We start from the raw sequence: 21,344 nt of genomic DNA, 5'->3' as shown, positions 1-21,344 counted from the left end.
TGCTAGATCGCTTTGGGGCGTCACGTTGTGAAGTTAAACGCAAAAAAAAGCCAGCAACATGTGCTGGCTTTTGCTCTTTCTGGGCTGAGCGTGGGTTACGCTTGGCCGTTGTCTTCGGCTTGCTTAGCCTGAATCGCTGTCAGTGCCACGGTATAGACAATATCGTCTACCAAGGCGCCGCGAGACAGGTCGTTGACTGGCTTACGCATGCCTTGCAGCATTGGACCGATAGAGACCAACTCGGCAGAACGCTGTACCGCTTTGTATGTGGTATTACCTGTGTTCAAGTCTGGGAAGACGAACACGGTGGCTTTACCGGCAACAGGCGAATCTGGCGCTTTTGATTTCGCGACATTTTCCATGATAGCGGCGTCGTACTGAAGCGGGCCATCGATGATCAGATCAGGACGCTTCTCTTGGGCAAGACGGGTGGCTTCGCGGACTTTATCCACGTCTGCCCCTTTGCCTGAGCTACCGGTCGAGTAAGAGATCATCGCTACGCGCGGTTCAATACCGAATGCCGCGGCAGAATCGGCAGATTGGATCGCGATTTCAGCCAGTTGTTCAGCATTTGGATCCGGGTTAATCGCACAGTCACCGTATACCAGCACTTGCTCAGGCAGCAGCATAAAGAATACTGATGAGACCAAAGAAGCGTTCGGTGCGGTTTTGATGATTTGCAGCGGTGGACGGATGGTGTTAGCGGTGGTGTGAACCGCGCCAGATACCAGGCCATCCACTTCGTTCGCTTCTAGCATCATGGTACCCAGTACCACGGTATCTTCGAGGTGCTCTTGGGCAATGACCTCGGTAATACCTTTGCTCTTACGCAGCTCGACCAAGCGTGCCACGTATTTATCGCGTGCTTTTACCGGATCGATAATTTCGACGCCAGCGCCCAAGGTCACGCCTTGCTGATCGGCAACGCGTTTGATTTCTTCTGGGTTACCCAAAAGCACACACTCGGCAATTTTACGCTCGGCACAGATAGCGGCGGCCTTGATGGTGCGTGGCTCGTCACCTTCGGGTAGCACAATGCGCTTAGCGGCTCGACGTGCAAACTCGGTCAGCTGATAACGGAATGCGGGTGGGCTGAGGCGACGTTCGCGGTTCGACCCTGAGCTGAGTGATTCAATCCAGTTGCCATCAATGTGGCCAGCAACGTGGTCGTTCACAAACTCAACACGGGCTTTATCGTCAGCCGGCACTTCAAGGCTAAAGCTTTGCAGATTGAGCGACGTCTGCCAGGTGTTACCTGCAGTGGTAAATACCGGAAGGCCGGTTTCAAACGCGCGGTCACACAGGGCTTTTAACTGATCAGGGATGGCATAACCACCGGTCAGCAACAAGGCACCGATTTCTACGCCGTTCATCGCAGCCAGACACGCGGCGACGATCACGTCAGGGCGGTCAGCCGAAGTCACGAGCAAGGAGCCTGGGCGGAAGTGTTCAACCATATTAGGGATTGAACGCGCACAGAAGGTAATGCTCTTGATGCGACGTGAGTGAATTTCGCCTTCGTTGATAATGGTGGCGTTCAAGTGCTTGGCCATATCGCTAGCACGGGTCGCGATCAGGTCGATTTTCCATGGCACACAACCCAGTACACGGATTGGGCTGGAGTTGAAAATCTGCATCACTTCAACGTTAGTTGGACGTGCGCCGTCCGCTTCGTCAAAGATTTCTGACAGGTCAGGGCGCGTGCGACCTGCATCATCAACAGGCGCGTTAAGCTTGTTGATGATCACACCTGAAATGTTGCCGTTTTTGCTGCCACCAAAGTTGGTGCAGGCAAACTCGATACGCTCTTTAAGCTGGGCAGGGTTGTCAGTGCCTGGGGTGGTCACAAACACGATTTCTGCATCCAGTGTTTTGGCGATCTCGTAGTTGATCTGGTTCGCGAAGGGGTGGTTATGTGTGGTGACCAAGCCTTCGACGAGCGCAACTTCTGCGTTTTCAGTGGCACGAGTAAAGCGCGCGAGCACTTCTTCGAGCAGCACATCTTCTTGATCCGAGCGCAGCAGGTTTTCGGCTTGGTTCATTGACATCGATTCGGCGACTCTCATATCACTGTTGGCGTGAATGATTTCCGTCGTCAGATCGGTGACGTCAGTGTCGCTACCGTGATGTGGCTGAGCAATCGGTTTAAAAAATGAGACGCGGACGCCTTTACGCTCCATCGCTCGCATGACGCCAAGGCTGACACTTGTCAGGCCGACGCCGGAGCCGATTGGAATTAGCATAATAGTACGGGACACGTTGACTTCCTCTTACTATCTGGTTGGCGTGCCGGATGGTCCGGCACGAATACAAAAACGGCTGAGTGGAATCAGCCGTTGGAAATGGTCTTACAGGCCAGTTAGGCGCGCAGTGTCTTGCGCAATCACCAACTCTTCGTTGGTTGAAATCACCATCGCAGGCACGCGGCTTGCGTCGGTAGTGATCACGCCTTCGCCGCCAAAGCGGGCTTTCAGGTTGCGCTCTTTGTCGACCTCAACACCCAGCAGAGCTAGGCGCTCGAGTACCAATTCGCGGATTGGGCCTGAGTTCTCACCGATGCCGCCGGTGAAGACAATTGCGTCCAGGCGGCCGTCGAGGGTCGCGGTGTAGCTGGCTACATACTTGGCAAGACGGTGGCAGAACACGTTCATTGCACGTGTTGCTTCTTCTTTCTCGCCGTAGTTATCTTCAACAAAGCGGCAGTCAGAGGTCACTTCGGTCAAGCCTTGCAGGCCAGACTCTTTGGTGAGCATGGTGTTGATTTGCTCAACGCTATAACCGAGTGCATCGTGCAGGTGGAAGATAATCGCTGGGTCTAGGTCACCAGAGCGGGTGCCCATTACCAAGCCTTCCAATGGGGTCATGCCCATTGAAGTATCGACCGATTTGCCGTTTTTAATCGCACATACTGACGCACCGTTACCAAGGTGGCAGTTGATGATGTTCACTTCGTCGACAGGCTTGCCAAGTTGCTCAGCGGCCGCGTTGGCGATAAAGAAGTGGGAGGTACCATGCATGCCGTAGCGACGAATGCCGTGCTCTTTATAAAGATTATAAGGCAGCGCATACAGATAAGCTTCTTCTGGCATGGTTTGGTGATACGCGGTATCGAAAACAGCGACATTTTTCAGCGCAGGGAAGGCTTTTTTCGCCGCCTCAATGCCAACGATATGTGCTGGGTTGTGCAATGGCGCGAAGCTCGCTGCATCGTGGATCCCTTTGAGCACCTCGTCCGTAATCAATGCTGACTGGGTAAAATGCTCACCGCCATGAACAACGCGGTGACCGATAGCACCCAAGTTCTCGGCCAGTTCAGGCTTCGAGGCCAGAATTGTGTCTACAATGAAGGTGAGGGCTTCAGTGTGCGCGGCGCCGTTGCCCAGATGGGCTTCATGCTTACCGTCCATTTTCCACTTAATGCGGGCTTCTGGAAGGTTAAGGCATTCGGCAAGACCGGTAAGATGCTCATCGCCTGATTGTGCGTCGACAATGGCGAACTTCAAAGAGGAGCTTCCGCAATTGAGTACGAGAACCAGCTTTGACATGTATGACTACCTATGTTTCGTGAGACAGAGTGTATGGAATAAAAAGGATAGTGGACAAATTGAGACACTACCTTTTCAAAAAAGAATTATCTCATGCCTTGTCGCGGGGAAAGAATTATCGTTATCCGTCCTGGATAAGTGAACGCTCCATTGAGTACAACCGGATTGGGTTGCGAGACAATCGAATCCGAGCAACAATGATAAAAGTGCGCTAAGGATAGCGGGACTTGATCCAGATAACAAAAATTTTTTGAGCGATATGGGTTAAATTTTAAAGTTTTTAAACAATTTGTTTAGTTTTTATTGTAAAAGTTGAGTGACAGCCCCTTTCGGTCACACTGAACAAGTGAGGTAGGTATGACAACGAACAAATCAATCTGGCGCTGCCTGCAAGACGGTCAGAAATACATGCAAGAATGGCCGATGAAAAAGGAATTAGCGCCGGTTTTTCCTGAATATCGTGTGATCACCATAACGCGGTTCGCGATCAAGGTCATGCCTGCTATTGCCGCAATCAGTGTGTTGCTTCAAATGGCAGCAAACAATGTACAAGGCATGCCGCAAGCGGTGATTGTGGCGCTATTTGCGCTGAGCTTGCCGCTTCAGGGGCTGTGGTGGCTGGGACGCCGCCGTGATACGCCGCTGCCGCCGGCTTTGGCGGGGTGGTATCGCGAACTGCATCAAAAGATCACCAGTGAGGGGCACGCGATGCAGCCGATAAAAAGCCAACCGCGATACAAAGAGCTAGCGCAAGCATTGAGTCGGGCGTTCAAAGTGGATCGCGCAGCACTAGAGCGCTGGTTTTAACCTAACCGAAATGCGCCGCTCACCCAGGAAACACACGCCGACCTCAGGGTCGGCGTTTTTATTGGTCGGTGATGGATGCGTGGCTTAACGACACTGCGGCGCGCCTTGCCCTTTCATTTGGCTGACTGCTTCGCGCATTTCATCCATCGACTGCCAGCGCTGGGGCAAAGGCATGACCTTTAAGCGAAGATCCTTAGCGTTGTCGGCAAGCTTGGCTTGATCACTCACCGCGGTGATCAGTGCAATGGTCAGGTCGGGATTTCGCGCTTTTAATTGTGCGGCCGTTCCTAATCCTTCGGCAATATGAAAGCGGCCCGCGATGTGGACAATTTGGGTATCAGGGTGACGGGCGTGATAATCGACCATGCTTTCTGCCATGGTGGCATCCCAGGCGAGTTGCGCGGCAAATTGATCGTCGGTTTGGGTGGGAGTACCATGATGCATGTTGGCTTTAAACTGACGTTTATACGGTGAGTCTTGGGTATCAATCGTCGCGGCAAACCACTGACGCTGCTGGTCCGGCAATTTATCTAAGTAAGCCAAACCTTGTCGACCAATACAGCTAACCATGCGTTTAGGGGCGTTAGCGGCAATCACGTCAAATTGACGCTGTTTAGCTAGCTCGATCAACGGGCGATAGCTGCCATTGTAGTTGTCCCATGCATTGGCTCGACGCTTAAGCGTGTCTTCGCCAATGTCGCCGGCAAGGTATTGATTCACCACTGGCTGGGCATCACGGCTGAATTGCTCCATGGAGAGCGCGACAGAATGACGTGAGGCAAGCTGGTTGAGCAACTCGGTTTGAAAACGGTGCACCCCAGGATGGCTGTGCCATTCACCAATCAGAACAATATCCGCTTTTTCGACGTTATCAGCCACTTGAGTCAAGCTAAGTGACTGCCCTTGGGCGGTGGTTACCTGATAGTCAAATAAGGTATTAATAGACGCCGATGTCGGTTGCGATGCCGCTGCGACACCGACGGGGCTTAGTACTAAGCTGGCCGCCAATAGCCACTGAGTGGCACGCAGTGGCAAAAAGCGCAGTTGCAAAAAGCGGTCAATCACGCCCTTTTTTGTCCATGTTGAGCAAGTGTGCATCACGCTTCTCCTTTGGCCGAGTCAATCTCTGTGTGATGACGATACACACGCAAGGTAAAGTCGGCTTCACAGTGAAAGCCGTTGGCATTGGCTAACGTTTCACGCCATTCATCGGAGGCGCGCCAGGCAAGCGGTGTCATCTGCAGCAGGGTGAGGGCTTGCTCGCCTGTTAATGTCATCGGGTAATGCAGTGAGCGCTCACTTTCAAGCTGGAAACCGGGCAGGGCCTCTGCTGGCGTTTCGTGTAACCGGACCTCATCATAGATACCCGCCTTAAGCTGAAATAGATGACGTGGACCTGGGGTGACGGTGACAACAACGCCACCGGGCTTGATAACACGATCAAGCTCGTCGCCATTGCAGGGCGCATAAATACGCACCACACCGTCAAGGCTGTTGTCGGCAAACGGCAAGCGTTGTGATGAGGCGACCGAAAACTGACATTGTGGATACCATTTCGCGGCATAGCGCACGGCGATTTTGGCGATATCCAGCCCATAAATAGACCACTGTTGTGCGGCTGTCTGATCGGCGATGGCGTGGGTGTAATACCCTTCACCACAGCCCACATCCAAGATCGTCTGGTGCTCGCCATTCAGTGCCTGGGTGAGGGCATCAATCATCGCTTGGCGCATGGGCGCATAATGGCCAGCGTTTAAAAATGCGCGGCGGGCTTGAGTCATGGCTTTATTGTCGCCCGGATCTTTGGAGCGTTTAAATTGCACCGGTAATAGGTTGAGGTAGCCCTCTTTGGCGCGATCAAATTGATGATTGGCAGCGCAATAAGCACCACGTGGCTTGGCTTGCAGGGGCTGTTGGCATAGCGGGCATCGATAAATCATGGCAGAGTCTGTGTCTTGTCTTTGATGCGCTTAAGGGTACGGGCTTGTGTGACGTTCGACAAGTTTGCGCCGTGAGAAATCAAAAAGCCGCCCACAAGGACGGCTGCATTGTTACCTTTTCCCTTTCACTAGGCGGCGAGGATCTTTTCGATCTCGGTTAGGCTTAAGTGAAATTGACGCGGGCACTGACGCCAAACGTCGAGCATACGACGGTATTTGTCACGCATTGGCATTTGACTGTTAAAGCAGTGCTCCCCTTGATCAAACTGCGGATAGAGCCCCTCAGTATCGACTAAAAAGCGCACATAATGCACCAAAGCCCCTTCGGTTGCTGCGTCGAAGCCCCAGAACTGCACGCGACGTGGCGATAATGCCGCTTGGTTGGTATCGTCAAGGAGGTGATAAGAGGCCTGCATCGCATGGTGCATTTCCATGATATCAATCACTTCGCGGCATTGGGTTTCGCAGAGTGCTTCAAACTGGCTGATCACCTCGGCCATTTGCAACGCGTAGCCGCGCTCAATGATGGTTTGCAGGCGACGGTACTTTTCGCCATTAGAGGGATCGAGGTGGCACATTAACTGGTACTGGTTAGATAAAATTAAACGTTGTGCAGGGGTCATATCCATTGCGGTTGGCCTCTTAACTCTCGAAGTTACAATAGTCGTTCATCAAACGATGAGGGTATGGACAGAGATTAGCAGCTCTTTATCGCTGAAATCTTGATCTGAGCTATGTCCGTAGCACGTTTTTCACCCGCGTAAGGGATTGGGTAAAAGATCGTTCATGAAGGGGACGTTATGTTTGAGTGGGCTGATGTCAGTGGTTGGCAATGGATAGGTTGGTTAGGCTGGGCAGGGGTATTATATGGAACCTATCCACGTGAGTTTTTTCCTAAACTGCGCCAGGAAGTGGGTTATCAGCATTTAGCGTTTTCATCGGCGGTGGTGCTGTTTGCGCTTTGGGCGTTGCAGGCGGGGATCAAAGAGGGGCTCGATATCCACTTTCTGGGCGTGACCACGTTAGCCTTATGCCATGGTTGGCGCATTGCCATTTGGATTACCACCGTGCCGTTGGCACTGATGGGGCTTTTTGGTTTTGTCCCCGTCGCTGATATGGGGATGACGGCGCTTACCACGGCGATACTGCCTATTGTATTCAGTTATGCGATTTTTGCGCTGAGCTACCAGTATTTAACCCGCCACCTTTTTATCTATATTTTTATTGCGGCGTTTATCGGTGCGGCGCTGACCATTGTGTTCCAGTTATCGGTGACCTCGCTCTGGTATTGGGCTGCCGATCGTCACAGCTGGCATGAAATTGTGCATAACTACCTGCAAATTGCACTATTGATGTGGTTCCCCGAGGCGCTGCTTAACGGCATGGCGGTGACGGTGATGGCGGTGTATCGCCCCCATTGGTTACGCACCTTTTATGACAGAGAGTATTTGTCGCCAGAGCGTTGATGGCACACCGCTTGGGTATTAATGGATTCTATCCATTAAATTTTCTTATTGAGACCAATAAAAACGTTCGCTGTATTTATCTCAAATAATGGCACATATTAGCGGCCCCGGCCGTCCGTGCCACTTATCTGAGAATTGAACGAACTGTCATGAATAATCTATCCTCTGCACAAAATGGCAGCGGCATGGCCCTGTCTGTGTTTCCATGGGTGCCATTAGTGAGCTTAACGGCATTTGCGGTCGCGAGTGGCTATTTGATGAGCTTGATTCCATTGGCGTTAATGCCGCTTGGGATGCCGGCTGAACTGGCCGCCTGGCTGGCGAGTGCCTTTTATGCAGGATTATTGTTTGGTGCTTTGTGGAGTGCACGTATCGTCGCGCGGATGGGGCATCGACAGGCATTAGTGCTGTTTATGAGTGTGCTGCTGCTGTCTATTGCCGCGATGGCAACGATCAAAGCGCAGGGGATATGGTTAGTGTCACGATTTGTGGCCGGTATTGCGGTCGCAGGGGTGTTTGTCGCGATTGAATCATGGTTATTGATCGCCGATTCAGAGCGTCAACGGGCTAAGCGTTTAGGCTTTTATATGGCCGCTTTATATGGTGGTAATGCCTTGGGTCAGCTGGGCGTCGGTTATGTTGGTGTGACAGGTGCTCAGCCGTATTGGTTGATTGGTAGTTTGGTCACGGCGGCGATTATCGTGCCCTTATTTATGCGCCATGGTGAGCCGTCGCAAGCGATGATGGGCCCTATTGAGCACACAGGCACCTTAAAAGCCATTCGTAAAGCTGCCTATATCGCCTGCATTGTGTCGGGGCTCACCTTAGGCGCGATCTATGGTCTATTACCCCTTTATCTTGCTGAACGTGTTGACGATCATCAACAGATTGGAGCAATGATGGCGTTAGTCATTGTTGGCGGCATGGGCGTTCAGCCGTTATTAGGTGCAATCTCGACCAGAGTGAATCGAGTCCTGTTGATGTTCTATTTCTGTGTGGTGGGATTGCTTGCCGTAGCCATCATTATACTTGCTAACAGCAACGGGTGGCTTGGCGTCGGGCTCGTGATGCTTGGTGGCGCCGTGTTTGCCATTTATCCCATTGCGATTGCTTATGCGTGTGCCGCGCTGGCGCCGGGGAAAATTGTCGCGGCCACTGAGGCGCTTCTACTCGCGTACAGTGTTGGATCCGTCAGTGGTCCGGTATTGGCGCATCAAGCATTTTCTGGTGAGCAAGGGTTGATGATGTACTTGGCCAGTTGCTTGCTTAGTACGGCGGTATATATGTGGATCGCGTATCTGAGAGGGCGTCGGAAAATGCCTAACTTGAGTGCCGCCTGACAACGTCGGGGAGCTAACATGACACGCCTCAGAACCGTTCTGAGGCGTGTTTTTAGTTTTGGTTAGGCGCTAACAAGTCCTTCTTTTGCATCGGCAGGGAGAATATCCATGGCGTTGCCGTATAACGGTGCCAAAGCTCGAACCACATCTGAGCGGCTGATGACGCCAACCAAGATGTTGTCTTTCATGACAGGATAAACGTGCGGTCTAGACAGTGTTTGTGTTTTCGCGCGCTCTAGTGCGGATTGGGTGGTAAAGCGCGTGGCAATGCCCGCATCACTGACCGGATACAACACTTGGTTGTCAATGCTCATGTACTGCGCCAGTTCAATCACGGATTGGTCTGCCTCAACGGTTTGCACCTCCGTGCGCATTAAATCTTCGACTTTGGTGTCCATGTCGGGTTGGTAATCGTTCCACCATAAATCAACAAAGACATCTTGCACCGAGAAAAAGCCAACCAATTCATTTTGTTTATCGACGACAGGCGCGCCTTGCAACTGATAGCGGTTGAGTTGCTCTAATGCATCGGCCACAAACTGATGGCTTTGCAAGGCACAGTGGGCAGGCTTCATGTTTTTTTCAATGGTTAAGGTTTCTTGGGTCATAGTGGGTCTCTCAGAATAATTCGCAGACGGTAGCGTCAATGAAGAAATTTGCGCTGTTTTGTTTTCTCTCTCTGGATTAATAATCAGCCAGTACCCCATGCCGACAAGGCCAGCGCCGCCGACAATATTGCCGAGCGTGACGGGGATTAAATTGGCACTGATAAACTGGATCAGGTTAAGGTCATTGAAGGCAGCCGGTGAACTCCCTACTGCTTGCCAAAAACTGTCGGGCGCGAAAGTAGCAATGCTCATCCCCAGTGGCACCATGAACATATTGGCGACACTGTGCTCAAAGCCGGTGCTGACAAACATGGCCACGGGAAGAATCACCATCACTGCTTTGGTCAGTGGATTTTGCGACGTGAAGGTCATCCAAATTGCCAGACAAACCAGCAAGTTACACAACACCCCTAACGCAAAGGCTTGTATCCAACTGTGATGTAGCTTGTGTTGGGCCACGTGTAATGCGTTTAATCCCCATTGCCCATCGTCAAGTTGGTATAGCCCTGCCACCATCACGATAAACACCAACAGTAGGGCGCCGCACAAGTTGCCGAAATACACTCTTGCCCAGGTATAGAGCAGGCCGCGGGTGGAGATCTTGCCATTGGCACGCGCCAGCATAGACAACACTGTGCTGGTAAATAGCTCTGCACCGCCAAGCACCACCAATATTAAGCCCATGCTAAAGGCAAGCCCGCCCATCAACCGGGTCATTCCCCAGCCGGCGTTACTGCCCGTGGTTACCGTGAGGTAGAACACGAAAGCCAGTCCGATAAATAAGCCGGCCATCATGGCTAGCCCAATCGCCATCCGGGTCGATTTATGGGTTTTACTCTCTGCATAGGCTTCAGCGTTGGCAAGCAATGCAGCGGGGCCCTCCGTTTTAATTGGGGTAGGACTTACCATGCGTTGTCTCCTCTGTCGGCACTATTTGCCCGAGGGTAAAGACAGGTCAACATACAGGTTGTACTCCTTTTTAGACGTAATGTGAATAAAACCAGCCTATTCTTCTCTCTATCAGGAGTAAAATTGATATTGCTTAGGGTAAGAATCATAAAAATTGATAGGGTATTGCCATTAAAGCCAGACAGTAAGGAGCCTGGATGCGGTACTCATTGAAACAGTTGGCTGTGTTTGAAGCGATCGCCGCGACCGGCAGTGTAAGCCGAGCGGCCGACCAGTTAGCGTTGACGCAGTCGGCTACCAGTATGGCCCTGTCGCAGCTAGAAAAGTTGTTAGGGCGGCCATTATTCGAGCGGCAAGGCAAGCAAATGCAGCTCACCTACTGGGGAGCCTGGTTGCGACCCAAAGCACGCCAACTCTTGTTTGATGCGCAACAGATTGAGGCAGGGTTTGATGGACAGCACATTATCAGTGGCGATATTGCCTTAATTGCCAGTCAAACCGCAGCAGAACACCTTATTCCAGACCTTATCAGTATTATTGATAGTGATTTCCCCGAGCTGCGAATCGACTTTACCGTGAAAAACACCGAGAAAGTCATTGATAGTGTGCGCCGTTATCAGCACGACTTGGGGATCATTGAGGGGCGTTGCGATGATAGCCGCTTAAAGCAGCAGGTATGGTGCCATGACCACCTTGTGGTCGTGGCGGGCAAGCACCATCCTTATGCGCAGCGTGATCAGGTAAGCTTGGCGCAACTTGAACAAGCGCAGTGGGTATTGCGAGAGCCGGGTGCCGGGACACGACATAGTTTTGATAGTGCGATTCATGGTGTTATTGAAGATCTTGATGTGCGGCGAGAATATGAGCAGGTGCCTGTGTTGCGTACTTTGGTGGCTAACTCCAATTACCTAAGCTGCTTGCCCTATTTAGATGTTGAAAAGTGGATTGAACGCGAGGAGCTGGTGGCGCTGAACGTGCCGGAGCTCAATATGCGTCGGACACTGTCTTTTATCTGGCGAGCGGATGGCGCAGATAACCCTTTGCGTGACTGTATTATTCGTGAAGCCATTAGGATGACCAAAGCCCGCCGGCGCGAGATGTAAGTCGCGAGACAGAGGTATAACGACGTGAAAAAAGTATAAAGACGCGAAAAAAGCCGGCCACAAGGTGACCGGCTGATGGGTGGTGCGCAGAGGTGCGTCGGATTAATACATGACGTTATGACCATAACTGGCAATAATGTTTTTGACGTTATCCATCATTTCTTTTGATGGTGTGCCCACGTCTTTTAACTCATATTCGTAACCCAGCGCTTCCCATTTATGTTCACCAAGCTGGTGATAGGGGAGTAATTCCACCTTTTCGATATTGTCCATGCCTTTAATGAACTGACCTAAGCGGTGCGCGGAATCATCGTCATCCGTATAACCGGGCACTACGACGTAACGAATCCAGGTTTTTTGTCCAATTTTGTGCAAGTAGTTGGCAAAATCGAGCGTGCGGCGATTCGATACGCCTACTAAGTCTTCATGAACCTCATCATTGAGCTGTTTTAGATCCAGCATGACCAAATCGGTTGCATCAAGCACTTCATCAATCACGGGCGTGTGCTTACGGATATAGCCGTTGGTGTCTAAGCAGGTATGAATACCTTTGGCTTGCGCGGCCTGGAAAAAGTCTCGGACAAACTCTGGCTGTAACATAGCTTCGCCGCCCGATGCGGTGACCCCACCGCCTGATGCGGTGATGAAGTGGCGATAGGCCAATACATCTTTCATGATCTCATCGACAGTGACTTCTTTCCCGCCGTGAGTGTCCCAAGTATCGCGATTATGGCAATACTTACACCGCATCAAGCAGCCTTGCATAAAGACAATAAAACGTATCCCAGGGCCATCTACGGTCCCACAAGATTCAAAGGAATGGATGCGACCAATTGCCGACATAACTGTCTCCAGACTGCGAATTGCGATACTGTCATTTTATTACAAAAACCGGCCTCAACGTAAGGAAATTCCCCTCTTTTTCGCACTCTCTTTGTGAACGTTGCTGTGGTGTTACACCTCTGTCTTTGGGTTGATCACAGTTCCAGTTTTCTATGCCAGCACAATGAGAGCTAATCCAGATAATCTCCATGTTGTTTTTGTGTCTTCTGGCCTTTTTGTCCAAACTAACGTGCGACATGCAGAGTTACCCATATATGGCCTTTCAGGCTGCATGTGAGCTTAATAGAGCCGAGTATCAGGCTAGGATCAACAGCAAACGCTAGGGTATATAATGAAAAAAATCAGTGATCTGAGAGTGAAAAATAAGCTTGTTGCGCTCATGTTGATAGCCATTGCATTGCTGGTTGCGATCAGTATGTTCACTATCCAAAAAGAGCGTGATCAAGCTTATGCTGAGCGAACCGCTTCGCTAAGGGCCAATATAGAAGTGGCGCAAAGTGTGGTGAATTATTACCGTCAGCAGGCGTCAAGAATCGGCGAAGAGGAAGCTAAAACGCAGGCGATCGCGCAACTGAACCAGCTTCGTTATGACGGCGATAACTATTTTTGGGTGCTCAAGCCTGATCTCACGATTGTTAACCACCCGATAAAGCCCAAGTTGAATGGCACCAGTGCGAACAGTTTGACCGATGGCGACGGCAAGCACCATTGGCGAGAAATGGTAACAGTGAGCAAAGGGTCACAAGGCGGTGTATTGGATTATACTTGGCGCTCACCGGAAGGTGAGATGAAGCCCAAAATCTCTTATGTGAAACGCGTAAATGGTTGGAACTGGATTATTGGCTCGGGCACTCATGTGAGCGATATTGAAGCGCAGTTTATCCAGTCAGCGTGGCAAATTGGTGGGTTAACGCTTATCGCGGGGGTGATCCTATTAGTTTGTGGTGCGTTTGTCAGTCGCGACATCGTTGTGCCGTTAGATGAATTGGTCGAAAAGTTTGATCGGATTGCGGGTGGGGACTTACGCATTGAGTGCGGCTATACCCGTCATGATGAAATCGGTAAATTGGCGCGGCGTATGGATACAGCCATGGGGAGTGTTCGTGAAGCTATGCGTGTTGCCCATGATGAGGCGAAGCAGTCTTCTACTATGGCGTCGTCGATTGCATCAGCGAGTGAGCAGAGTGCACAAAGTATTCAATCTCAGCGCGCGCAACTCGAGCAACTGGCAACGGCGATGAACGAAATGACAGCAACTGTCGCTGATGTCGCGGATCACGCAGAACAAACTGCGCAAGCCACGAATGATATTTCCTCGATGGCGGAAGATAGCAATCATAAATTGGATAGCACGGTAGCCAGTATCCGTGAAGTTGCCGAACGTATCGCTGGGGCAGATAAATTGGTCAATCAGGTCAAGCAAGGCGTGATGGAGATCAGTGATGTCGCGACGGTTATTCAAGGGATCTCTGAGCAGACCAATCTATTGGCCCTAAACGCGGCGATTGAGGCGGCACGTGCCGGTGAGCAAGGTCGTGGCTTTGCGGTGGTGGCCGATGAAGTACGCTCGCTGGCGCAAGGTACGCAAAAATCAACCACGCAAATCCAAGGCACGATAGAAGCGCTGACCAATAACGCGATTGAAGCGGCAGAGGCGATGAAATCAAGCCATACGTCCAGTGAAGCGAGTGTAGAAACCGCGCTTGAAACTCAGCAGCAGCTTAAAGATATGGTGAGTGCGCTACATGGCTCTAACGATCGCGTGGTACAGATTGCGGCGGCGGCCGAAGAGCAGGGGACGGTGTCTGAAGAAATGAACCAAAACGTCAGCAACATTCATAACTCAGCGAACGAAGTCAGTGGGGCGGCTTCTCACCTGGCAGAGCAAAGCCAGCTGTTGGCAGATTCTGCACGAGAGTTGGACAGACAACTGGATCATTTTGAAGTGTAACCCAAATAAAAACCGCCAGCATTTGCCGGCGGTTTTTTTATTAGCGTATCGCGTACGCTTTATCGCTACATATTACAGTGAAGACGTGAAGGTACGTGTAATGACGTCTTGTTGCTGCTCTTTAGTCAGCGAGTTAAAACGTACCGCGTAACCAGAAACACGGATAGTCAGCTGAGGATAGTTCTCAGGGTTTTCCATCGCGTCTAGTAGCATTTCACGGTTCATCACGTTCACGTTCAGGTGCTGGCCGCCTTCTTGACCGCTTTCATGGTGGAAGTAACCATCCATTAAGCCCGCCAAGTTCGCGCGTTGGGTGTTTTCGTCTTTACCCAAAGCATTTGGCACAATAGAGAAGGTATAAGAAATACCGTCTTTAGCGTGAGCAAATGGCAGTTTACCGACAGAGGTCAGTGACGCAACCGCACCTTTCTCATCACGGCCGTGCATTGGGTTCGCACCTGGACCAAATGGCATACCCGCTTTACGACCATCTGGCGTATTACCGGTTTTCTTACCGTATACCACGTTTGAGGTGATCGTTAGGATAGACTGAGTCGGAACCGCATCACGGTAAGTTCTCAGTGAGCGGATTTTGTTCATGAAGCGTTCAACCAGGTCACAGGCAATCGCATCAACACGCTCATCGTTGTTACCAAACGCTGGGTATTCACCTTCGATATCAAAGTCGATAGCAATACCGTCTTCGTCACGAACTGGCTTCACTTTTGCGTACTTGATTGCGGCCAATGAGTCAGCAGCAACCGATAGACCCGCAATACCACAGGCCATGGTGCGATAAACATCACGATCGTGGAAGGCCATCAATGCCGCTTCATAGCTGTACTTGTCATGCATGAAGTGGATGCTGTTCAGCGCAGTCACGTACTGTTTCGCTAACCAATCCATTAGGTGATCCATGCGGTCCATGACTTTGTCATAGTCCAGCACTTCGTCAGTCATCGCTGGATGCTCTGGTGCAACTTGGATTTTCAGCTTCTCGTCAATACCACCGTTGATGGTATAAAGGAGCGTTTTAGCCAAGTTGGCACGGGCGCCAAAGAACTGCATTTGCTTACCAACGATCATCGGTGATACGCAACAAGCGATCGCATAGTCGTCAGATTCAAAGTCAGTGCGCATCAGATCGTCGTTCTCGTACTGGATAGACGAGGTATCGATAGACACTTTGGCACAGAACTTTTTGAAGCCTTCAGGCAGTTGCTCAGACCAAAGCACTGTGATGTTTGGCTCTGGGCTTGGGCCCATGGTGTACAGGCTGTTTAGGAAACGGAAGCTGGTACGAGAAACCAGAGTACGTCCGTCTAGGCCCATACCGGCAACAGATTCGGTGGCCCAAATTGGGTCGCCAGAGAAGAGATCATCATACTCAGGCGTACGCAGGAAGCGTACCATACGCAGTTTCATGACGAAGTGGTCAATCAGCTCTTGCGCTTGTTCTTCTGTGAGTTTACCGGCTTCAACATCACGCTGTAGGTAGATATCAAGGAAGGTAGACGTACGACCGAGCGACATTGCCGCGCCGTTTTGTGTTTTAACCGCACCCAGGTAACCGAAATAGGTCCACTGAATCGCTTCTTTTGCGTTTTCTGCTGGGCGAGAAATATCACAGCCGTAAGACGCTGCCATTTTTTTCAATTGGCCCAACGCGCGGTGTTGTTCTGCAATTTCTTCACGCAGTTGCATGGTCATTTGCAGATCTTCGCCGCTTTCAAATTTCTCTTGTAGAGAATCGAATTGCGCTTTTTTGTCCGCCATCAGGAAGTCGATGCCGTATAAAGCAACGCGACGGTAGTCACCGATGATACGGCCACGGCCATAAGCATCAGGTAGACCTGTCAAAATGCCTGACTTACGACACTTGAGGATGTCAGGGGTGTAAATATCGAAAACCCCTTGGTTGTGAGTCTTACGATGTTCGGTGAAGGTTTTCTTTACTTGCGGATCCAGTTCGCGGCCGTATGCGTCACACGAACTTTGAACCATACGGATACCGCCATTAGGCAGCATAGCGCGTTTTAGCGGTGCGTCGGTCTGTAGACCAACAATCTGCTCCAGATCTTTCTCAATGTAGCCGGCATCATGAGAGGTCAGGGTAGAAACCACAGACGTATCAAAATCAACCGGGGCATGCGTCGCGTTTTCTTGCTTGATGCCTTCCATCACGCGCGCCCACAGTTGGCGAGTCGCGTCAGTTGGCTCAGAAACTAGGAATGATTCGTCACCCTCATAAGGGGTATAGTTTTTTTGGATGAAGTCGCGAACGTCAACGGCTTTGCTCCAGTTACCTTCAACAAATCCTTCCCATGCATTGGAATTGTGCTCAGACATGTTGCACCTACCTGTTCTCTTTTCAAAAAGACATGTGTTGGGACCAAGGCCAGTCATAGTGTTGTGTCAGTATGGCTGACGCTGTGACCCATCGATTTATCCGGATGCCCCGCCCGAAAGCGGGGCCGTGTTATTACAATAAAGGTGGAATGCCGGGAATCATTCCGACTGCCAACATAGCAGCCACACAAATGATCACTGTGGCGGTTGGAATCACCAGACGATCGATGGTCGATAGCGTACCAGGACGCTCTTTATCGCCGATAAGACCGTTGTTGTCCAAGAGCATAGTGACTGCCCAACCAAAGACTGGGTTAACAGCCATGGAGGCGAAAATACAAATACCGGCTGATTGGCTAGACTTCGCGTCTTTAACCATTTGCATCCCTGCTTCAAGAAGCGGCAGGAACACACCTGATAATAGTGCAATGGTCATCACCGGTGGCCAGGTTGCTACATCCATTGGATAACCAATCAACGCAACCGCAATACATAACAGACCGAGGACAATGGCCCCGCCAGGAATCGGGCGACGAGCAATCGCTGCAGGAATCATATAAGTGCCCCATGAGGATGTGATATTACCCCCACCGACTGATGCCCCAACGATTTGGCGGATAGAACACCCTGTCATGGTGTCATCCACGTCCATCAATACCTTTTCGGCCTTTTTCGGGTAATTAAGTTCCTGGAAAATACGGTGACCAAGAAAGTCTGGCGACCACATCGCTACCGCGAGCAGAGCAAATGGTAGTGACGCAAGAAAGTGCGATAGGGTTGGTAAGCCCATTTGCCAACCTTGCTCGGTTGATCCCCACCAGTAAACCGGGTTTAGGTTTGGCACACCCGGTTGTGTCACAAACTCTAGTGATGAGCCGGCACCTAATGCGGTAGCAATCAATCCACCGGTAACGGCACAGACAGGAATCGCTAACCAGCGTTTACCAATGCGAGCTAAAAAGGCATAAATCACAATGGATACGGCCAGAATGACAATGGATATATAGCCCATATCAATGGCAGCACCCCAGGCTAGTAGGCTCTCAATTTGACCTTTTGCCCCGCCAAAGCCCAAGAAAATCAGCAAGCCACCCGCTACCCCTTGGCTGGTTAGGTTCACTAATTTAGACCCGCCTTTGACATAACTGAGTATCAAGCCAAAGGCACCGATTAGGATCCCCAAGGCGAGAGGATGTGCGCCGGCGAGCGCGATGGTCCCGACAAGCGGGATCATTGGCCCATGGTTACCGGCCAGGTTAGCGCGTGGATTGATAAATCCGCATAAAAGGACACAAAAAAGGAGTGCGGGGATAAGCATTTCAACCCGCGCGACCTCAACAGCAAACGCTTTACCTAAAGTCACATGATCCCACGCGGCGGTTAGCCCCTCAGCCCATGACATCATCACTGCAGAATACATAGCGATAATGCCGATGGTACCGGCCAGCGCGGGAACAAGATCCTCAATTTCAAAACGGAAGTCACGGCCAGGCAGGTTCAAGCCCCAACGGCGCGGACGCATAATTTGTAGTTCGTGATTCAGGTAGTCAGCCCGGGAGGCAAATGAAGAAGCCGGCTTGTGCTTCTTTTGATATTCGCTCTTTTCATCGTGACTCACACTGCGGTCTTGAGCATGTGTTGCCATAATTTCCTCGTCTACAGAAAGCAAAAGCTTTCGAAACAGCGACTTAGCCAGTCTTGGTTTATTTTTAACGCTGGCCTTGTGGCCGTGTTCTGTTTCGTTATCAGCATGCTAACAACAGGGTGATTCCCGAATGTTGACTTAGATCATTACCGTGTAATTTTTTTACGTGCTACGCCGGTGTTTACCGAGATTCTAGACCCCTTATCGCGTTCACAATCCCACTAAAGTCGCTATTTTGTAATTTAATTACCAATAAGGACGATAAATATGTGCCACAAAACAGCAAGATAACGGCGTTATTGTGTGTCGTTTCGTCGGGTTTGTTGTGAGCGCATGTTAACAAATAAAGACAGCAAACGTTTGTTCGCTGTAGTGAATAAAAAAGATAGGTTATAGTCGAGGTGTTGTCTTCTAAAAATGGATTTTCATGTTGCGATGCTTATGTTTGTTTCCCTTTGAGTCTCGAATGCTTGTTTCTGTTAGTCGTCGACTTGCAATGATGCTTCTGTTTTTACTGTCATTCGCGACGGCGCAGGCGGCAGAAATAGCGGACGTAAGTGCCTCTATCGAGCGCGGAAATTATCAGCAAGCCCTGAAGTTGTCAGCGGCGTTACTGGCGCAGCAAGGCGATCAAAAGCTTGTGTCACCGCAGCGCGCCGAACTCTGGCGCTTACAGGGCATCAGCTATCTCTATCTTAATCAGCGTGCCGAAGCTTATCGTGCCTATCAAAACGCGTTAGCATTGAACTCACTGTCAGAAGCCAGCGAAGCGGATGCGCTTGCTGCCGTGATCCGTTTGGCCTATCGGGTCAATCAATATGATGAGGTGTTAAATTATGCGCGCCAACTCAGTGAGCACCATCATTTATCCCCCTCCTCAGGCCGTCTTGCGATGCAGGCTGCTTATTCTTTGTCGCGATTTGATGTGGCGATTGATTATGCCAACCAGCTTCAAGAACTCGACGCACTTGATGCCTTTGTATTGCAAACAAAAGCGCTGAGTGAAATGGCGTTGTCACGTTATGGTGCGGCGGCGGCGACGTTTGATCAGTTCGTGAATGCGGCTGATGTGGCGCCCAAGTGGCTCGAGCAAGCCGCGCGTGCGCATGTTAAAGCGGGGACGCATCGCACTGCTCGGCAATATTTAGCAAGGGCCAGGGCGGATATTGCGCTATACCGAGCGATTGCTGTTTCTCGACTTGATTCCAACGAGGCTGAGCAGGCGTTATTGTACTGGCAGCAGGGGCTACAGCAGCTTGACCGTGTAGCAACGCGTGATGAGCAGTTATTTATGGTGCAATGTCTGATCAAAAATAATCAGCGTGTAGCGGCTCTGAATCGAATTAGTGAAGTGAATTTAACCCAGCCGGATAAACAGACGTTGAAGTTGCAGGTAATGCTGGCTTATCAATTAGGCCATTGGAAAGAGGTCATTGATACGGCGCAAGTGGCACTGTCTTATGGGTTGAAAGACGACAAGATGCTTTGGTAGTGGTTGGCCATTAGCGCGATTAAAGCGGGCGACTACACGCTTGCCGACTATGCGCTTGACCAATGGCAAAGCAAGGATCCGTCTGAGCTTGTCGATCGCTGGCGAGACACGCTTGAACTGCTTAAAGCAAAACGTGCAACACGGCGTGACAGTCGCACCTCGTAATCCGATCCAGCAGATGTCTATTATTGAGTACAAGACTGTCTTCTAATAGAAAAGAAACGCCTTTTTGTTCACAGTTTTGTCACCTGTGTTTTGTCGCAAAAATAAAATCAATTGCATCTTTATCCTCTTTTATCCTCCTTTTTATTTTGTCTTTATCAATAAAAACAATCTTTTTTCTTGCGTTTGCCTCTACACTTATTGTGGTTGAGGACTCAGGCATCGCGGGTAGTCGCCCAGATACTGAGTGTTCATTTTTTCAGCATTAAATATTGCATTTGACTTTTTATGCAGTAATAGTGACTATAATAAAACAGATTTAAAGGTTAACAAAATGTTGCTCCTCAAGAGAAGGGGTGATATTTTCAATTGATAAACTCAATACAATAATTATCACGGATGATAGGAGTTAGCGCATGACGGATGCAGTAGCGCTACAGGTTAAGTCACTTAAAAAAAGCTTTGGGCAGCATCAAGTGCTCAAAGGCATTTCACTCGATGCCCACCGCGGCGACGTCATCTCGATTATCGGGTCTTCCGGGTCTGGTAAAAGTACCTTTTTGCGCTGTATTAACTTACTTGAAACCCCTACTGGCGGTGAAATTTGGGTCAATGGTGAATTGATCAAAATGAAAAATAACCGTGCAGGCGATCCGGTGCCCGTCAGCGATAAACAAGTACAGCGCATTCGCTCTCGTCTGGCGATGGTGTTTCAGGGGTTCAATCTATGGTCGCACATGACGGTGCTGCAAAATGTGATAGAAGCGCCAGTGCATGTGCTCGGCGTGCCCAAAGCAAAAGCGATTGAAGATGCTGAAGCCTTTCTCCATCGGGTTGGCTTATACGAGCGCCGTGACTACTATCCCGGCCACTTGTCAGGCGGCCAGCAGCAGCGTGCTGCCATTGCACGAGCGCTTGCCGTCGAGCCAGAAGTACTCCTGTTTGATGAGCCAACCTCCGCGCTTGACCCCGAGTTAGTGGGGGAAGTGTTGGGCGTGATGCGTTCACTGGCCGAGGAAGGGCGCACCATGTTGGTGGTAACCCATGAAATGAGTTTTGCGCGTGATGTCTCTAATCATGTGATGTTCTTGCATCAAGGATTAGTGGAAGAGCAGGGCAACCCGAAAGAACTGTTTGATGCGCCTGATTCTGAGCGTCTGCAGCAATTTATATCGTCAATATAC

General features: G+C 50.5%; 17 protein-coding genes. 8 read left to right on the top strand and 9 right to left on the bottom strand.

The features are described 5' to 3' along the window. Positions 1–95: 95 nt before the first annotated feature. Together pta and BZG78_RS13645 are read right to left on the bottom strand one after the other, a co-directional pair. Positions 96–2,243: a phosphate acetyltransferase gene (gene pta / locus BZG78_RS13650; RefSeq protein ID WP_077661505.1), complete on the bottom strand. Its 2,148-nt coding sequence runs from the start codon at positions 2,241–2,243 to the stop codon at positions 96–98. A 105-nt stretch (positions 2,244–2,348) separates the two neighbouring features. Then, positions 2,349–3,545, bottom strand: a complete 1,197-nt coding sequence (locus BZG78_RS13645) for an acetate kinase (RefSeq protein ID WP_077661504.1) — start codon at positions 3,543–3,545, stop codon at positions 2,349–2,351. A gap of 357 nt (positions 3,546–3,902) precedes the next feature. Between BZG78_RS13645 and yfbV the strand changes: the two genes are divergently transcribed. Beyond that, positions 3,903–4,352 (top strand): terminus macrodomain insulation protein YfbV, encoded by a 450-nt coding sequence (yfbV, locus tag BZG78_RS13640; protein ID WP_077661503.1) that lies wholly within the window; start codon positions 3,903–3,905, stop codon positions 4,350–4,352. 84 nt (positions 4,353–4,436) lie between these two features. On the opposite strand, the gene BZG78_RS13635 is transcribed toward yfbV, so the two are convergent. The 3 genes from BZG78_RS13635 to BZG78_RS13625 form a co-directional block, all read right to left on the bottom strand. Beyond that, on the bottom strand, positions 4,437–5,450 hold the full coding sequence (locus BZG78_RS13635; RefSeq protein WP_242413029.1) for a ChaN family lipoprotein: 1,014 nt from the start codon (positions 5,448–5,450) through the stop codon (positions 4,437–4,439). Further along, positions 5,450–6,292, bottom strand: a complete 843-nt coding sequence (gene rlmA, locus BZG78_RS13630) for a 23S rRNA (guanine(745)-N(1))-methyltransferase (RefSeq protein ID WP_021023991.1) — start codon at positions 6,290–6,292, stop codon at positions 5,450–5,452. Before rlmA ends, BZG78_RS13635 begins: the two co-directional genes overlap by 1 nt. 128 nt (positions 6,293–6,420) lie before the next feature. Beyond that, complete coding sequence (locus BZG78_RS13625; RefSeq protein ID WP_021023992.1) at positions 6,421–6,921, bottom strand: YfbU family protein; 501 nt, start codon at positions 6,919–6,921, stop codon at positions 6,421–6,423. A 171-nt stretch (positions 6,922–7,092) separates the two neighbouring features. Between BZG78_RS13625 and BZG78_RS13620 the strand changes: the two genes are divergently transcribed. After that, positions 7,093–7,758 carry an energy-coupling factor ABC transporter permease gene (locus BZG78_RS13620; RefSeq protein WP_021023993.1) on the top strand — a complete coding sequence of 222 codons (666 nt, stop codon included), beginning with the start codon at positions 7,093–7,095 and terminating at the stop codon, positions 7,756–7,758. A 149-nt stretch (positions 7,759–7,907) separates the two neighbouring features. Continuing rightward, the gene (locus BZG78_RS13615) at positions 7,908–9,098 is read left to right on the top strand and encodes an MFS transporter (protein ID WP_242413027.1); all 1,191 of its coding nucleotides are present in this window, start codon (positions 7,908–7,910) and stop codon (positions 9,096–9,098) included. Between the two features lie 62 nt (positions 9,099–9,160). Here BZG78_RS13615 and focA read toward each other — a convergent pair whose 3' ends face one another. After that, positions 9,161–10,615 carry a formate transporter FocA gene (gene focA / locus BZG78_RS13610; RefSeq protein ID WP_077661502.1) on the bottom strand — a complete coding sequence of 485 codons (1,455 nt, stop codon included), beginning with the start codon at positions 10,613–10,615 and terminating at the stop codon, positions 9,161–9,163. Positions 10,616–10,812: 197 nt separating this feature from the next. Between focA and BZG78_RS13605 the strand changes: the two genes are divergently transcribed. After that, positions 10,813–11,718 carry a LysR substrate-binding domain-containing protein gene (locus BZG78_RS13605; protein WP_077460102.1) on the top strand — a complete coding sequence of 302 codons (906 nt, stop codon included), beginning with the start codon at positions 10,813–10,815 and terminating at the stop codon, positions 11,716–11,718. A 102-nt stretch (positions 11,719–11,820) separates the two neighbouring features. Here BZG78_RS13605 and pflA read toward each other — a convergent pair whose 3' ends face one another. Further along, positions 11,821–12,561, bottom strand: a complete 741-nt coding sequence (gene pflA, locus BZG78_RS13600) for a pyruvate formate lyase 1-activating protein (protein WP_021023997.1) — start codon at positions 12,559–12,561, stop codon at positions 11,821–11,823. Between the two features lie 331 nt (positions 12,562–12,892). Between pflA and BZG78_RS13595 the strand changes: the two genes are divergently transcribed. After that, positions 12,893–14,512 carry a methyl-accepting chemotaxis protein gene (locus BZG78_RS13595; protein ID WP_077460103.1) on the top strand — a complete coding sequence of 540 codons (1,620 nt, stop codon included), beginning with the start codon at positions 12,893–12,895 and terminating at the stop codon, positions 14,510–14,512. Between the two features lie 72 nt (positions 14,513–14,584). On the opposite strand, the gene pflB is transcribed toward BZG78_RS13595, so the two are convergent. Together pflB and BZG78_RS13585 are read right to left on the bottom strand one after the other, a co-directional pair. Next, complete coding sequence (gene pflB / locus BZG78_RS13590; protein ID WP_077460104.1) at positions 14,585–16,861, bottom strand: formate C-acetyltransferase; 2,277 nt, start codon at positions 16,859–16,861, stop codon at positions 14,585–14,587. Between the two features lie 133 nt (positions 16,862–16,994). Next, positions 16,995–18,506, bottom strand: a complete 1,512-nt coding sequence (locus BZG78_RS13585; protein WP_077460105.1) for a DUF3360 family protein — start codon at positions 18,504–18,506, stop codon at positions 16,995–16,997. A 466-nt stretch (positions 18,507–18,972) separates the two neighbouring features. Here BZG78_RS13585 and BZG78_RS13580 point away from each other — a divergent pair, with 466 nt between their 5' ends. The 3 genes from BZG78_RS13580 to BZG78_RS13575 all read left to right on the top strand — a co-directional run. Next, positions 18,973–19,998, top strand: coding sequence for a hypothetical protein (locus tag BZG78_RS13580; RefSeq protein ID WP_077661501.1), 1,026 nt, complete (start codon positions 18,973–18,975; stop codon positions 19,996–19,998). Between the two features lie 3 nt (positions 19,999–20,001). Next, entirely contained in the window at positions 20,002–20,163 is a 162-nt protein-coding gene (locus BZG78_RS15430) for a hypothetical protein (RefSeq protein ID WP_158011806.1), read from the top strand. 413 nt (positions 20,164–20,576) lie between these two features. Continuing rightward, the coding region (locus BZG78_RS13575; protein ID WP_077460107.1) for an ATP-binding cassette domain-containing protein at positions 20,577–21,344 on the top strand (768 nt) is incomplete at its 3' end.

Origin of the sequence: Salinivibrio sp. MA351 (genome assembly GCF_001996065.1) — a bacterium.
In the GTDB taxonomy this organism is placed as follows: Bacteria; Pseudomonadota; Gammaproteobacteria; order Enterobacterales; family Vibrionaceae; genus Salinivibrio; species Salinivibrio costicola.
Note: the sequence above shows the minus strand (reverse complement) of the source record. Positions and strands in the feature narration are given on the sequence as shown.